Source organism: Fusobacterium sp. (assembly GCF_032477075.1).
Lineage (GTDB): Bacteria > Fusobacteriota > Fusobacteriia > Fusobacteriales > Fusobacteriaceae > Fusobacterium_A.
Genome location: NZ_JAWDXO010000039.1, coordinates 31,433 through 47,676 on the forward strand (window position 1 = coordinate 31,433; position 16,244 = coordinate 47,676).

General features: G+C 28.2%; 13 protein-coding genes and 1 pseudogene. 4 read left to right on the forward strand and 10 right to left on the reverse strand.

Features of this window, described 5'->3' with window-relative positions; all coding sequences use genetic code 11:
- Window positions 1-2 precede the first annotated feature (2 nt).
- From E6771_RS13425 to E6771_RS13450, 6 genes are read right to left on the reverse strand one after another with little or no spacing between them, the layout of a single operon-like run.
- A complete protein-coding gene (locus tag E6771_RS13425; RefSeq protein WP_316091851.1) occupies window positions 3-956 on the reverse strand; it encodes a hypothetical protein in 954 nt (317 codons plus the stop codon).
- Window positions 946-1,914, reverse strand: a complete 969-nt coding sequence (locus E6771_RS13430) for a vWA domain-containing protein (RefSeq protein WP_316091852.1) — start codon at window positions 1,912-1,914, stop codon at window positions 946-948. Before E6771_RS13430 ends, E6771_RS13425 begins: the two co-directional genes overlap by 11 nt.
- Window positions 1,915-1,929: 15 nt before the next feature.
- Window positions 1,930-2,889, reverse strand: coding sequence for a VWA domain-containing protein (locus E6771_RS13435; protein WP_316091853.1), 960 nt, complete (start codon window positions 2,887-2,889; stop codon window positions 1,930-1,932).
- Window positions 2,889-3,605: a hypothetical protein gene (locus tag E6771_RS13440; RefSeq protein WP_316091854.1), complete on the reverse strand. Its 717-nt coding sequence runs from the start codon at window positions 3,603-3,605 to the stop codon at window positions 2,889-2,891. Before E6771_RS13440 ends, E6771_RS13435 begins: the two co-directional genes overlap by 1 nt.
- Window positions 3,602-4,414: a DUF58 domain-containing protein gene (locus E6771_RS13445; protein ID WP_316091855.1), complete on the reverse strand. Its 813-nt coding sequence runs from the start codon at window positions 4,412-4,414 to the stop codon at window positions 3,602-3,604. Before E6771_RS13445 ends, E6771_RS13440 begins: the two co-directional genes overlap by 4 nt.
- Before the next feature lie 17 nt (window positions 4,415-4,431).
- A complete protein-coding gene (locus E6771_RS13450) occupies window positions 4,432-5,394 on the reverse strand; it encodes a MoxR family ATPase (protein ID WP_316091856.1) in 963 nt (320 codons plus the stop codon).
- Between the two features lie 192 nt (window positions 5,395-5,586).
- Here E6771_RS13450 and E6771_RS13455 point away from each other — a divergent pair, with 192 nt between their 5' ends.
- On the forward strand, window positions 5,587-6,768 hold the full coding sequence (locus tag E6771_RS13455) for an ROK family transcriptional regulator (protein ID WP_316091857.1): 1,182 nt from the start codon (window positions 5,587-5,589) through the stop codon (window positions 6,766-6,768).
- Window positions 6,769-7,062: 294 nt separating this feature from the next.
- On the opposite strand, the gene E6771_RS13460 is transcribed toward E6771_RS13455, so the two are convergent.
- From E6771_RS13460 to E6771_RS13475, 4 genes and pseudogenes are all read right to left on the reverse strand, one after another.
- Entirely contained in the window at window positions 7,063-8,784 is a 1,722-nt protein-coding gene (locus E6771_RS13460; protein ID WP_316091858.1) for a solute:sodium symporter family transporter, read from the reverse strand.
- A 40-nt stretch (window positions 8,785-8,824) separates the two neighbouring features.
- The gene (locus E6771_RS13465) at window positions 8,825-10,399 is read right to left on the reverse strand and encodes a sulfatase (protein ID WP_316091859.1); all 1,575 of its coding nucleotides are present in this window, start codon (window positions 10,397-10,399) and stop codon (window positions 8,825-8,827) included.
- A 249-nt stretch (window positions 10,400-10,648) separates the two neighbouring features.
- On the reverse strand, window positions 10,649-12,070 hold the full coding sequence (locus tag E6771_RS13470) for an aspartate ammonia-lyase (RefSeq protein ID WP_316091860.1): 1,422 nt from the start codon (window positions 12,068-12,070) through the stop codon (window positions 10,649-10,651).
- 607 nt (window positions 12,071-12,677) lie between these two features.
- A pseudogene (locus E6771_RS13475) lies at window positions 12,678-13,709 on the reverse strand (asparaginase); the annotation flags it as partial.
- Window positions 13,710-13,852: 143 nt separating this feature from the next.
- Here E6771_RS13475 and E6771_RS13480 point away from each other — a divergent pair.
- The 3 genes from E6771_RS13480 to E6771_RS13490 all read left to right on the forward strand — a co-directional run bounded on the left by E6771_RS13480 (window position 13,853) and on the right by E6771_RS13490 (window position 15,874).
- Entirely contained in the window at window positions 13,853-14,371 is a 519-nt protein-coding gene (locus E6771_RS13480) for a shikimate kinase (RefSeq protein ID WP_316091861.1), read from the forward strand.
- An 18-nt stretch (window positions 14,372-14,389) separates the two neighbouring features.
- Window positions 14,390-15,175 (forward strand): SDR family NAD(P)-dependent oxidoreductase, encoded by a 786-nt coding sequence (locus tag E6771_RS13485; protein ID WP_316091862.1) that lies wholly within the window; start codon window positions 14,390-14,392, stop codon window positions 15,173-15,175.
- 93 nt (window positions 15,176-15,268) lie between these two features.
- Window positions 15,269-15,874, forward strand: coding sequence for a DUF6037 family protein (locus E6771_RS13490; protein WP_316091863.1), 606 nt, complete (start codon window positions 15,269-15,271; stop codon window positions 15,872-15,874).
- Window positions 15,875-16,244 lie beyond the last annotated feature (370 nt).

A 16,244-nucleotide genomic window follows, 5' to 3' on the forward strand; every position in this document is an offset into this window, starting at 1 on the left:
CTCTACCATCTATTATTAGAATTTCCAGTACCTATATTTATAACTCTTTCATTGTTTTTAAAGGATTGCTTTTCATTACCTTCCAGTCTTTTTAGAATAGCTCTGACTTCTCCTTCTCTTCCTTCATCTTTAGAGTCTATAGGCTGTACCTCACCTTGAGGAATATTATTTTGTTTATTATCCTGTTCATTATTCTGATCTTGCTTATCATTTTGTTTATCTTGATTATTTTGGTTTTGTTGATCCTGTTTATTATCCTGCTCATTATTCTGATCTTGTTTATCATTTTGCTTATCTTGATTATTTTGGTTTTGCTGATTCTGCTTATTATCCTGTTCATTATTCTGGTCTTGCTTATCATTTTGTTTATCTTGATTATTTTGGTTTTGCTGCTTATCATTTTGTTTATCTTGATTATTTTGGTTTTGCTGATTCTGCTTATTATCCTGTTCATTATTCTGATCTTGTTTATCATTTTGCTTATCTTGATTATTTTGGTTTTGCTGATTCTGATTATTTAAATCTTCTATCTTTTTTAAAACTATCTCGTAGTTCTTTTTAATATTAACATCATTGGAAGTTTTCATAGCAAGCTTATATTCCTCAAGAGCAGCTTTATAATTTTTTATAGCTTCCTCAGGATTTTGCTGTACAGCTTCATCTCCAAGAAAGGCATATGAATTTCCCCTGATAAAATAATCTGTACTGGGAGTTTCAGTGATTTCCTTATATTTTTTTTCTTCATAAAGAGATTTAATAATATTATTTCTAACTTCACTATTTTCTTTTATTTCTAAAGATTTATTATATTCATTTCGAGCTTCCTGAAACTTCATTTCTTTAAAGAAAGAGTTTCCTTTACTGTTGTAGTAATAAGCCTGTGTTCTATTAAAAGAAGCAGCAAAAGCCACAAGTGAAAGTATAAGAACAGCAAGACATATTATTTTATTCTTCATCTTTTGCCCCTCCTCTTATGAAGTAACCAAGAAGAATAAGAAGCATTCCAATGCTTAAAGGTATTTGAAAATATCTTTTATATATTTTCATACTTTCATTCCTTTGATTTTTTCTTTCTAAATTAATAGTATCCCTAAAGAAATTAGCAGTGTCATCTTTAAGGTTATTTACTTCATAGTATTTTCCATCACTTTCTGAAGAAAGTTTCTTTAAAAAGTCAGAGTTAAGTTTACTCACAACAGCAGAGCCATATTGATCTTTTATAAACCCAAGTTTTTTACCATTAATATATTCTGGAATTATAGTTCCTTCTTCAGTACCAATACCTATTGAGAAAACATTCATTTTATTATCTTTTACAAATTTTAAAGATTTTTCATCAAAATCTCCACCATCTGAAAGAACAATTATAGTTTTATTGTCACTGTTAATTTCTTTAAAAGATTTTTCAGCAAGCTCTAAGGCTTGGTAGAGTTCAGTTCCACCACCAGAAATTAAATTAGTGTCTAAAGCGTTAATATAATTTTTACCAATGGAATAATCATCAGTAAGGGGCATTTGGATGTATGCACTATCAGAGAAGGGAATAAATCCAATTCTATCTCCTTTTAAACCTTGAAGAAGATTTTCTAAAGTTCTTTTTGCTGCTTCCAGTCTATTGGGATAGACATCTTCAGTCATCATAGATCTTGATGTGTCAATAAGAGCATATATATTTAATCCCTTAACTTCAACAGTATCTTCATCTAAAAGTTTTTGAGGAGATAATAGAGCTATAACTACCATAATGGCACCAAGAGTCATAAATATAATTTTAATTATTTGCACAAAATTGTATTTTTTTAATTTGAGTATATCAAGTATCCTGTTTCTTTTACTCATACCAATTATCATAAAGAAGAGAATGAGTGCAGGAACTATTATATATACAATATAATTTATATTTCCAAATTCCAAGTTATTCACCTCTTATTATGGTATTCTGATATAGAAAACATATTCAAAAAATATTCCTAAAACTAAAAGTATCAAAGAAAGTTTTAATAAGTTTTCAAAAAGTTCATGCTTGTCATAGAATGTCCTTCCATCTATCTTTGTTTTTTCCAAGGTATCTATTTTATTAAAAATTTCTTTAAACTCTTTACTGTCACTGGCTCTGAAATATTCTCCACCAGTAGTTTCAGCAATACTTTTTAACATATTTTCATCAAGTTCTGTATTTTGAATTGTTTTATGTCCAAAAAATGAAGGAACTTTAATTTCTTTTGCTCCAATACCAATAGTATATATTTTTATATCAAGTTCCTTAGCAATATCAGCAGCAGCAGATGGACTCATTTCTCCAGAGTTATTTTCTCCATCAGTTAAAAGTATTATAATTTTAGATTTTGCTTCAGAGTCTTTTAATCTGTTCAAAGCAACTCCGATTCCCATACCAATAGCAGTTCTTGTATTACTTGTTATATCATCAACAGTAAGTTTTCCTGTCATTTCTTTAATTACATTATGATCAAATGTAAGAGGAACTTTTGTATAGGCATCTCCACCAAATACAATAAGAGATAATCTATCATTTGCTCTTTTATCTATAAATTCACTGAGAACCTCTTTAGCTTTTTCCAGACGGTTTGGAGTAAAATCCTCTTGTAACATAGACTGTGAAAGGTCTAAGGAGATAGCAATATCAATACCATCTTTTTTCACAATTCTATTTTCTGATAATAGCTGAGGTCTGGCTAAAGCAACTGTCATTATTATCAATGAAAAAAGCATGAAATATTTTCCAATAAGATATTTTTTGGTTTTTAATTTAAACTTTTTAATCGGTTCTATTCCAGGAACTTCAATTCCTTGACTTTTTCTTTTTTTGAAAAAAAGAAAAAGGATAATAGGTATTAGAATAAGGAAGTATGGTGATGCAAATTTAAACATTATTCTTTTACCTCCTTTAATTTTCCATATATTTCAAAAGCTTTTTCTTTACTCTGCTGAAAATAGTCCACTCTATTTTTAGAAAACTTATAATTATCTAACCATTCAATGAATCTGATGTCTTCATCATTAAGATTTTTAATTGGAGAATAAATACCATTGATAAAGTGAGATCCATATTTTTTATCGATATACTCCCTAAGTGCATAACTCATTTCATAGAACCATTTATCATCTGATAATGCATTCATTTCATTTTCAAATTTTTCTTCTGGATTAAGAAGAATAGTTTTATCTTTTTTTATTTTTAAACTAAAAAGAATAATTAAAAGAGCTCCAATTCCTGTTATAGAACTAATAAGAGTTACATATGGAAATTGATGAAGAAATAAATTCTTATTGTTTTCATCAGAGAGGTTAATAAATATTTCTTTATCTTCAGGAGTTAAAAGTGATTTTATATCTATATTTATTTCTTTGTTACCTATATTTATTATATTCTTACCAGTTTTAAATCCTCTTATAGAGAGAATAATTGTACCATCTTTTCCATCTTTTATATTCTCTATAGAAAATTCTGTATTTTTAAAAGAATCTATTATTTTATCTTTGGATACTCCTGTTATTTGTAAAGTAATTGTATCTCCTACATTGATATCCTTTGCTGAAAGAACAAGAGATAATGTCATAAAAATTATAATCAGTATTTTTTTCATAATGCCCTCCTTCTTTTAAAAAAATTAGAAAGAGTAACAACATAATCCTCATCAGTATAAAGATTGAGTATATTTTTAGGAATATCTTCATTGAGTGTAATATCCTTATTAAAATTTTCTATTACTGTTTCTTCTCCTGTTTCAGAATCTATCATATTAAATATAGCACCTTTTGGAAGTACTTCATATTTTCTGTCTGCAATCCTTATAGGAATAAGGTCATGTTTTTGTGCTGTAACAGCCATAGATTTTTCATAACCACTATCTATAAAATCAGAGATTAAAAATACAATAGCCCTTCTTTTTGCTATTTTGTTTAGAAAATCAAGTGCTTTGGATATATCTGTTCTTTTACCTTGTGGTTCAAAACTTAATAAATTATCTAATATAACAAGAGAATGATTTCTTCCTTTTTTTAGTGGAATAAATTTTTCTATTTTATCTGTAAATAAAACGGCTCCTACTTTGTCACTATTTTTATTAGCACTGAATGCAAGGCTTCCTACTAATTGACATAATAGATCTTTTTTAGCATAAAAACTGTTTGATTTGGAAATATCAATAAGAAAAAATATAGCAAGTTCTCTTTCTTCAGTAAACTCTTTTACATAAGTTTTTCTTTGTCTTGCACTTACTTTCCAATCTATTTTCTTAACATCATCTCCAGGAGTGTATCTTCTTATGTCAGAGAATTCCATTCCATTTCCTTTGAAATATGAACGATATTTTCCTGCAAATAATTCATCAGCAAGTATGGAAGAAGCTATTTCTATCTTTTTTATTTTTTTAAGAATTTCTGCTCTGTTCATAACTCCTCCTATTCAGACTATGGCAGCTCAACTATTTCAAGTATATCAGTGATAATATCTTCTACTTTTTTTCCTTCAGCTTCTGCCTCATATGTAAGAATCATTCTATGACGAAGTACATCAAAAATAACTCTTTTTATATCTTGAGGAATGACATGATCTCTTCCTTCTAAAAAAGCATTTGCTTTAGCAGATACAACAAGTGCTATTGAAGCTCTTGGTGATGCTCCACAAGCAATATAATTATTAGTTTCTCTTGTTTTAAATACTATATCAAGAATATAGTCCATAAGCTTTTCATCTATATGAATTTCTCTTATAATCTGTTTGATTTTTTCTATTTTTTCTTTGTTTAATATTTCATCTATTTGAATAGAATCAAAATCAGTTACAGAAGTGAGAAGTTTAAGCATATCCTTTTCTTCAGCTTTTGTAGGATATTCAATTTTTACTTTCATTAAGAATCTATCCTGTTGTGCTTCTGGTAAAGGATAAGTACCATCTTGCTCAATAGGGTTTTGTGTAGCAAGTACAATAAAAGGTCTATCCAGTTTAAAAGTTTCACTAGCTATTGTAATTTGTTTTTCCTGCATAGCTTCAAGCAATGCTGACTGTACTTTAGCAGGTGCTCTATTGATTTCATCTGCAAGTATTATATTAGCAAAAATAGGGCCTTTTTTAGTATAAAAATCACCAGTTTTTTCATTGTATATTTCAGTACCTATGATATCACTGGGAAGTAAATCAGGAGTGAACTGTATTCTTGCAAATTTTAAACCTAATGTTTGAGCTAAAGTATTTACAGTTAAAGATTTTGCCAATCCTGGAAGTCCTTCTAAAAGGATGTGGTTACCAGTAAGAATACCAATAAGGATTTTTCTTACCATATCCTCTTGACCAATTATTTTTTTTTCAATTTCCTTTTTCAAAGAAAGAATATTCTCTCTTTCAATTTTGATTTGTTCTTTTAGATTTTCCATTGATGCCTCCTTGTTGAATGTTTCTATTATTTATATTAATAAGTTATAGAGCTATTCCTTTTTACAACATTATATTAGACGAAAAAAATCATAAAATTGTTGAAACTTTTTTAAATTGAACTTAATTTTTATTTTACAATATTTCCTTTCTCTATGCTATAATTATATTAGCATTATAAAAGGGTGGTTTCAATGAAAATAAAAGATATAAAGAAAAAAAATATTTCTAAAATCTTAAATGCATTAAGAAAAAACAACAATACATCTAAAAAAGACCTTTCAGAAATTATAAATCTTTCACCAAGTACACTTACAGAAATATGTTCTGATTTGCTGGAGCAGGGGATAATAAAAGAGCTCGGAGAGGTAAATAGTGATAAGCCAGGAAGAAAAAAAGTAATTTTGTCTATAAATTATGATTATAAAAAAATAATAGGAATAGATATAAAAAATAATTTTTTCTCACTTACTCTTACTAATTTAAAAGGAGATGTAGAGACTCAAAAATATTTTAACAGAGATACTTCAGAAGTATATATTTTTTTAAATGAACTCATAAGTGAGACAAAAAAATTTATATCTGAGAATAGTCTAAATAAGAAAGATTTGCTGGGAATAGGAATAAGTATAGTGGGAGCTATTGATTTTAATACTGGTTCTACTATGAATTTTATTGGATTTTGGAATGAATCTGTACCTTTAAAAAAAATAATAGAGGATAAATTAGAGATTCCAATTTATGTAAATAATAATGTAAAAAATTTAGCTATTTATCAAATGTTTTTAGATGAAGAACTTTCTGATTTCTTTTTTCTAAAATATGGAACAGGAGTAGGAGGAAGTCTGGTTATTCAAAGTGAACTTTTTAAAAAAGAATCTTCACTGAGTGGTGAGATAGGACATTCAATAATCAATAATGATGAAAATATATGTCCTATATGTAAAAGAAAAGGCTGCTTTGAAAATAATTACTCAGAAAGGGCTGTTCTTGAAAAAATTGAAAGAATATATTCTAAGGAAAGTACTCCAATTATATTTTCTCTGACTTCTGGAGATAAGAGTAATCTTTCTTTTGATATTATACTTAAAGCAGGAGAGTCAGGAGAAATAGCTGTGCTTAAAACTCTTCAGGAGGCAGCAGACTATCTGGCAATTTTAATTCTGAATATGTTTACTCTATTTTATCCTAAAAAAATAGTTCTATGTGGTAATATCTTTAAAAATGATGTATTTATCAATTATCTTTTTGGATATATTCACAACAAGCAAATATTTGATTTTAAAAAAATAATATCTGTGAGCAGTATTTCTGATAAAGAGGAAAGATGTGCTCCAATATTTTCAGTATTAAAAGAGAGATTTTATATGCTATAAGTAAGATGATAGGCTGCTAGAAATTAGTAATTTGTTTATTGGTTATTAATTCTTTCAGCTTTTTTTATTTAATAAAAATGACTAGTTTTTTTTCTGATTTCATATTGAATATTCTTATTTTTTTCAATTATTTTTTATTAAAAAAATACTGAAATAAAAGAATTAAATCTTCACTTCAGTATTTTTATATAATAAACTATTTTAAAATTATAATGTTATTTTTTTATTATGTTTCTTTCTCTGATTTTCAGTTTTTTGATTTTATATTTTTTAGTGTAACAGTTTTTTGTTTTGTTATACTGTTTGTTTTACAGTTTCTTTTACTTTAGCTGTTCCCATCTTATCCACTAAAGTAAATAGCACAGCAGAAGAAATAACATAGACAGCAGTTATTACCATGAATTTATTTCCAATGTTTTCTGTAAGGCCAATTAAACCCTTTCGAGAAAGGAGTATATAGACATACACAGTTGTTGTTATTATTAAAGAACTCATAGGTTTTGCATATCTCCAGTGTATTAAAGAAATTTCAGCTTTTCTGCTCTGTACATATGGGTTTTTCATAGGAGCTATATACCCAATAATAACCATAATTACTACACAAAGAAGAAATAATATACCTAGTACATGAAGAAAACTTATATTAACCTTATACACAAACTGCATCATACCATAAAGAAACATGAACACAAAAATAGCAACCTTAGCTGCAATAGCAGGTATTTTCCTTGAGAAAAAGCCTACAAATACTATTACAAGAGTTGGAACATTGAAAAATCCCATAAATTTTTTCATAAATTCAAATAATCCATTTGGTGCATTTACTATATATGGTGCTACTAAAATAGCAAGAATACCAAGAACAGTTCCAAATATTTTTCCGACTGTTACCAGTTTTTTATCCTCTATATTAGGATTGACAATAGGTTTATATAAATCTAAGCAAAATAATGTAGAAGCAGAATTTAAAGCAGAATTGAAAGAACTTAAAATAGCTCCAAAAAGTACTGCTCCAAAGAATCCTACTAATGGAGTAGGAAGAACTCTATTTACAAGTATAGGATAAGCAAAATCACCTTTAGTTATCTCATTTCCATATAAATGAAAAGCAATTATTCCAGGAATTGCTAGAATTATAGGTGCAAATATTTTTAAGAATCCTGCATAAATAACTCCCTTTTGTCCTTCAGCCAAACTTTTAGCTCCAAATGCTCTTTGTACTATTGCCTGATTTGTACACCAGTAAAATGTATTGATTAATATAATTCCTGTAAAAAGTGTAGAAAATGGAACTGGTGCAGCAGCATTTCCCACAGCATTTAGTTTTTCAGGATGATTTAATATTAATTTTTCAATTCCTTGAGTAAAACTTCCATCACCTAAAACTTTTAATCCTAAAACAGGAATAAGTAATCCACCAGCTATAAGCCCAACACCATTGATAGTATCAGAAACAGCAACTGCTTTTAATCCACCAAATATAGCATAGATTCCTCCAATGATACCTATTCCCCATATAGTTAGAATGAGAGCAGCCTGTTCTGATATTCCAAACATTGCTGATATGTTAAATAGAGAATTTAGAGCAACTCCTCCAGAATATAATACTACAGGAAGAAAAATAACTCCAAGACTTATCAGAAAAAGAATTGCTACTATATTTCTTGTTACCTTATCATATCTCTCTTCAAGAAATTGAGGAACAGTTGTAAATCCACTTGTAAGGTATCTTGGAAGAAAATATAATCCCATGAAAATTAAGGTAATACCAGATGTTACTTCATATCCAATTACAGATAGTCCTCCCATAAATGCATTTCCATTCATTCCTACTAGTTGTTCTGTGGAGAGATTAGTTAATAATAGAGAACCAGCTATAACCACACCACTCAAACTTCTTCCACCTAAAAAATAGCCACTGTTAGAATCAAGATTTTCATTTTTTGTAAGATACCAAGATATTACTGCAACTAATGCAGTAAAGAAAATAAATGTAACCACTGCTAATAGATTCATACTTCACCCCTTTTAAATATGTATTATCAATATATTTTAATTAAGCCTGTTTTATTCTTGGCATCCACATTGGTTCTTTTCCAAGTTCAGCCCAAATATATTTTAAAAGTAGTTCGCTTTTTAATTCTTTATATTCTATATTATTCCACAAATTGTTCAATTCTTTAGGATCTTCTTTTAAATCAAAGAGTTCTCCATATGTCTGATTATAATATACAGTTAATTTATATCTTTCATCAACATAAGTTTTTAAATGTATGGTAGTAGGTTCATGATGATTTTCGCAAATAATATGATTTCTGAGTTTTATATTTTCATCTGCCCATGCTTTGCTTTGATCTATTCCAGTCATATCATAAGGTATTTTTATTCCACACATACTCAAAAAAGTAGGAGCAAGATCCACTAATGATTGAAGAGAGTGAGAAAGCTTATTTTCAGGAACAATGTTAGGATATTTTACAATAAAAGGTATTTTAATAAGATCTTCATAATGGAAAGGACCTTTTCTGATAAGTCCATGCTGTCCCACAAAATGTCCATGATCAGTAGTAAAAACTATTATGGTATCATCAGCAAGGCCTAATTCCTCTAATTTGTCCAGAATTTTACCTATATATTTATCCATCATTGACACCATTCCATAGTATAAAGCAAGATCTTTTTTAATATCTTCTTTTTTTTGAAGATGTGAGTGCATTCCATGAATACCGAATCCAGTTTCTTTATATTCACTGAAGTCTGGATTTTCTTCCTGTGTTTTTTTAAAATGAGGCGGATTATATCTATGATCATCATTTAGAGTATCTTCATCTATAGTAAGTTTTTCAGGATCATACATAGATGCCCAAGGTTCAGGTATAAAGTATTCTGGATGAGGATCAAAGAAACTTGCCCAAAGAAAGAAACTTTCATCATTATTTTTATACTCTTCAAGTATACTGCTACATCTTTCAGCTATCCATGAATTATAATGATATTCTTCAGGAATTTCCCATTTTCCCCAGTTTCTCTTACTGTTAAGAATATTTCCTTCTTTTTCTACTAAGATTTCCAGTCTGGGATACTCTTCTTCACTCATGCAACCAGTAGGACTTAAATAGTAGTTTCTCCAGTTCTTACATCCTTTTTCTTCCAGCCAGATAGCATAGTGCTGTCCTACATGAGACTCATTAGTATGATTTCTTGCAAGTTCCACATGATCAAATCCATAGAATCTGTCTTTATAATTTTTCCAGAATTCAAGGTCCTGTAAATAAGGATAAGCTTCTAAAGATGAAAATTCTTCTGTAGATGCTAATGGCTGAAAATGTGCTTTTCCAATTAAGGCACTTCTATAACCATTTTCTCTAAATATATTTCCAATTGTATTTTCATTTTCTGATAATTTAGTTCCTAAAGTCCAAGCTCCATGCTGACTTGGATATTTTCCAGTGATAATAGATGCTCTGGTAGGTGTACAAGTAGGATTAGGACAGTAAGCTCTGTCAAAAGTAGTTCCTTCTTTAACTAATCTATCAAGATTAGGAGTAAGGATTTCCTTATTAAAAGCACCTATGGTGTTAAAGTGTTGTTGATCACTAGTTATCAACAAAATATTAGGTCTTTTTTTCATAAAAATTTCTCCTTGAAATAATTGATTTTAGTTACGAATTAATTATAAGGTTATAATATAATAATTATTTCAATATGTCAATAAATAATATAAAATTATTTTATAATTATATTATTTGTACTGATATTAACCGATATATAAAACATATATTTATTTTTAGTAACGAAAATATTGAAAAATGGAAGGGTAATAAAAAACTCCCTGTTCATGCAGGGAGTTTTTTATGAATGATTGACGGTTTGTGAGCTATTATTTACTTTTGTTTAAAAGTTCTTTTCCAGGGATTCCAGGTTTAGTCATTTCAAATGGATTTAAAATGATATCTAAATCTTCCTTACTTAGTAATCCTCTTTCAAGAACTATTTGTGCAACTGGAGTTCCAGTTTTTATAGATAATTTAGCTATTTCAGCTGCATTTTTATATCCAATATGTGGGTTAAGAGCTGTGATAATACCAACACTTCTATCTACCCAAGCTTTACAGTTTTCTTCTTGAGCTGTGATCCCTTTCAAACAATTATCTATGAAAGTTTTAATTCCATTTTTTAATATTTCTATTGATTGGAATAGATTAAAGAATAAAACTGGTTCAAATACATTTAGTTCTAATTGTCCTGCTTCAGCAGCTTTTACTATAGTGATATCATTTCCAAAAATTTGAAAACATACTTGATTTAATACTTCAGGAATAACTGGATTCACTTTACCAGGCATGATTGAAGAACCAGGTTGTTGTTGAGGTAAAGCAATTTCTGCTAATCCAGCTTTTGGTCCAGAAGCCATAAGTCTTAAATCATTAGCAGTTTTTGAAAGATTTACAGCACAAGTTTTTAGTGCAGAAGATAACCATACAAAACTGTCAAGATTTCTAGTTCCATCAACTAAATCTGGTGATTGCTTGAAATCAAATCCAGAAACTTCAGAAAGAATCCTGACAACATTTTCTACATAATTAATATCAGCATTAATACCAGTTCCAACAGCAGTTGCCCCCATGTTCACATAAGTGAGTTCTTCTACTGCTCCTTTTATTCTTTTGATATCTCTTGCTACTGGACCAGAAAATGCTCTGAATTCTTGCCCTAATCTAATAGGTACAGCATCTTGAAGATGAGTTCTTCCCATTTTGATTACATGGTCAAATTCTTCTCCTTTAGTTTGTAATGTATCAAAAAGTTCTTGTAAAGAAACTAATAAATCTTTTATCATAAATTGAACTGTCAATTTTCCAGCAGTTGGGACAACATCATTAGTTGATTGTCCATAGTTTACATGGTCATTTGGATGACATTTATCATATTTTCCAAGTTCTCCACCTAATATTTCATTAGCTCTGTTAGCAATAACCTCATTCATATTCATATTCATAGAAGTTCCTGCTCCACCTTGAATAACATCAGTGATAAATTGATCCCTAAATCCTCCAGCTATTATTTCGTCAGCAGCTTGAATCATAGCAGCTTCTACTTCTTGTGGAATAACTCCTGCTTCATAATTTGCCTTTGATGTTGCTTTTTTTACATATGCTAATGCTTTTATAAAAGTATCACTTACTTTGTAACCAGTAATGTGGAAGTTATTTTGTCCTCTAAGAGATTGTACTCCATAATATGCGTCTGCTGGTACTTCTAAAGTTCCAATTGAATCGCTTTCTAATCTGCATTTTACCATTCTTACCCCTCCTAATTAATATCCTCACAATAATGATACAGGGTAAATTAATATTTTTCAAGATAGAAAGTACCAAAAAAAGCTTCAAAAAATATATGAAGTTCGCAATTAAAATATACTGATTAAATAATTATATATTTATTTAATAAAAATGAAAATAAATATATTTTTTTTAAATGTTATGAAAATATCTTATCACAAATTTATTATATCATTTCAAGCATTCTGAGTAAACAGAAAAATTAATTTGTTTCCAATTTATTTTCATATTGCTATTTATTTTTATCTTTAATATTTCATTTTCATCAATAATACTTTTTATAGAATGATTAAAAATAGTATGAAGATTTTTTTTATCAGGAGCTATAACCTTATTTATTTTATTATTTATTTTTAAGATTTTTTCATTTTTATAATGAATTTTTCCTTCAATAGCAACGGCTACATTCAGTTCTTTATCAATAAATTCCCTGTCTGTGATATCTTTTATTCTCACTACTGCTTCAAATAAATCCTCCTCTCTCAATGTACTTGGAATAGTTACTTCAAGTTCAAAGTTATCAGAAGTTATAGAGGAATTATTATCAAAAACAAAATTGTACTGGCTTATAGTCTGTTCACCACACATATCTATCTGCATAAGTTTTTTTATTTCTTCAGGAGTATATTCCTTTCCTATAAGGTACATTAATTTTGTAACAGCAGCTTCTGGAGTTAAATCAACACCACTTATAACACCTGCATCTGTAAGTTTTGCACTTGATTCATATAATCCCATTTTCACAAAACCTTTTGTACATTGAGTAATATCCACTATTACTATACCTTTAGAGGAAATATATTTAAGTACATTTAAAAATTCTTCATTGGTAGGTGCATTTCCATTTCCAAAAGTTTTCAATATAACACCTTTTATTTCATCTGTACTTTCAAATATAGTTTTCAAATATTGAGGATTTAATCCTGGAAATAATTCAAGAATAATAACTTTATTATTCATATATCCATCTACATAAAAATTTTTGTTTAAAGGTCTGTCAAGAATTCTATCTTTTATTATTCTAATATCTCCACCAATTTCTCCGATAGCAGGATAATTTGGAGAAGAAAAACCAAAATAATTTGTAGCATCTATTTTCCTTGACCTGTTCCCCCTCATTAAAGTATCTCTAAAGAAAATACAAACTTCAGGAACAAGTTTTACTCCATATAAATCATTACCAGCTATTTGTATGGCAGTAACAAGATTTTGAAGAGCATCGCTTCTTGGAAACTGTAAGGGTACCTGTGAACCAGTCAAGACTACAGGCTTATCAAGATTTTTAAGCATGAATGAAAGAGCTGAAGCTGTAAATGCCATAGTATCAGTTCCATGAAGTACAACAAATCCTCTATAATTTTCATAATTTTTTTCAATTATACCAGCTATATTGATCCAGATTTCTGGCGACATATCTGATGAGTCAATCAATGGTGAAAATTGATAATAATCTGTTGAAAATTTTTCAAGAACAGGATGTTCTTTTGCGATTTCATTCCAGTCATTAGCTGGTCTTAATGGACTATTAGGATCACCTTTTTCACTATTTACCATTCCTATAGTTCCACCTGTGTTGATAATCAAAACTTCATCTAGCATTTTTTCCTCCAAAATTGATATTATTTTCTAAATTATACTTATAAATCGAAAAAAAAACAATAGATAAATAGTTTCCAAAATATTTCTAGATTTAAACTTTAAATTATACTTAAGAAATGGTATAATTACCAAGGGAGGAACAAATGAAGGATAATATAGCTCTAATTGGTTTTATGGGAAGTGGAAAAAGCACTATAGGCAGAGTTCTGGCCAAATACTTAGATATGAAATTTATTGATATAGATAAAATGATCTCTGCACGAGAAAAAATGACTATCCCTGAAATATTTGAAGAAAAGGGAGAAGCTTATTTCAGAAAATTAGAGAGAGAGATTGTTTATGAAGAATCTTTAGATAATAATATAATTATTGCTACAGGAGGAGGAGTCATTATAGACAATGAAAATATAAAAACTCTAAGAGAAACTTCGTTTATTGTGTATTTAGATTGTACTATTGAATGTATATATGAAAGAGTAAGACATAGTAAAGGAAGACCTCTTCTTAATGTAGATGATATGTTTGAGAAAATAAAAGAGCTTCATTCTAAAAGAGAGATATTATATAGAATATCAGCTGATTTTAGCGTGAAAATAGATATAGAAAGTAACATGTATGATACTGCTGAAAAAATAAAAGAAGCTTATATTTATAACAGTTAAAATAAGGAGGGATTTTTTATGTGTAATGAAAATCGTTTAAAGGGGAAACTTGCCTTGATTACTGGAGCTACAAGTGGAATAGGAAAGTCTTGTGCAGAAAAACTTGCAGGAATGGGAGTTAATCTTATTCTTACTGGAAGAAGAAATGAAGTATTAAATGAAGTGAAAAATGAAATAGAAAAAAAATATGAAGTAAAGGTACTCGCTATGCAGCTTGATGCAAGAAATTATGAAGAGATTGCAAAGGAATTAGCTGCTCTTGAGGGAGAATGGAAAAATATAGATATACTTGTTAATAATGCAGGACTTGCTTTAGGAATGGAAAAAATATATTCTAATTCTGCTAAAGATATAGATGCTGTTATAGATACAAATGTAAAAGGTATGCTTTATATGATAAGAGAAGTAGTACCTGGAATGATAGAAAGAGATAAACCTGCTCTTGTAGTAAATATTGGATCAGTAGCAGGAGATGCAGCATATGCAGGAGGAGCAGTATACTGTGCTTCTAAAGCAGCAGTAAAAACTCTTTCTGATGGACTTAGAATAGATTTAGTAGATACAAAGGTGAAAGTAACTAATATAAAACCTGGATTAGTTGAAACTAATTTTAGTGTAATAAGATTCAAAGGAGATAAGGATAAAGCTGATAAAGTTTATAAGGGAATAGAAGCTCTTACTCCTGATGATATAGCAGATACTGTTATGTATATTTGTAATTTGCCTGATAATGTACAGATTCCTGAAATTGTGATGACACCTATGTTTCAAGCTGATGGTCGTACAGTCCACCGTTTCGGGTAATTGGACATTCAGTTATTGATTATTAAATTTTTAAAAGAGAAAGGGATTTTCTTCTTTTTGTTTTCATTAAAGAATATTTAGAAAGAGTATTATATGGAAAAAATAAAAAAACTATTAGAAGAAATGGATAAAATTAATCATAAAATAACGTTGATAAATTTTTATTACAATAAACTCAATTATTTTTTAATTTTAGAGAAATTAAAAAAAATTGAAAAAATAAATAAATATGCTTCTATAAAATTAACTTTTATACGAGAAAAAGATCAAAAGGAAATTACTATAGAAGCAAATTCAAGTAAATTTTTAATAGATAGAGAAACTTTAATAAAATATTTTGAAGTTGATTCAAATAAAATAAATGATTTCTCAAAATATTTATTTGTTGTATTTATTAATAGCATTCCTGAAAATATACCAAATCTAAATGATAAAGAAAAGAAAATAATAATAAATTATATTAATAAACAAGAAAAAGAAGAAGAAAAAATATATTGTACTGGTTTAATGAGAAATGGGATTAAAAATGGAAAACAAAATACTAGAACTCCTCTTAATTTAGAAAAAACGAGAATTTTATATCCAAAATTATATGAAAATTTTAAAAATGATGAAACAATTAGTTTTAAATATTCATCTAAAACAGAAGATGAAAAAGAATATTTAGAAATACTTGAAAATTTTTATAAACAAAAATAATTATTGCTAAAGGCAAAACAATTAACAGGAAAAATATAAGCAGCTAGAAATATTGAAAAAAATAGTTTTTCTTTTTTATTAAAAAAATTAATTAAAAAAGCCCTTATCATAAGAGCTTTTTTTTATTTCTTAGGAAATTATAATTTGATAAATTTGCTGAAAAAATAAAAAATATTAATTATTTTGGATTCATATTAGATATATTTAATCGAATAAGATTAAAATTGACAGCATAAAAAAGCTGATTGTTAGTCAGCTATTTATGGAGCCTGTATGTATATTAAAATATGATATTTTTTTAACTTTCATTCTGGTGTTACATTTAAAACAATAAAAAGGATTTACTCCAAAAGTTTTCCATATTTCAAGT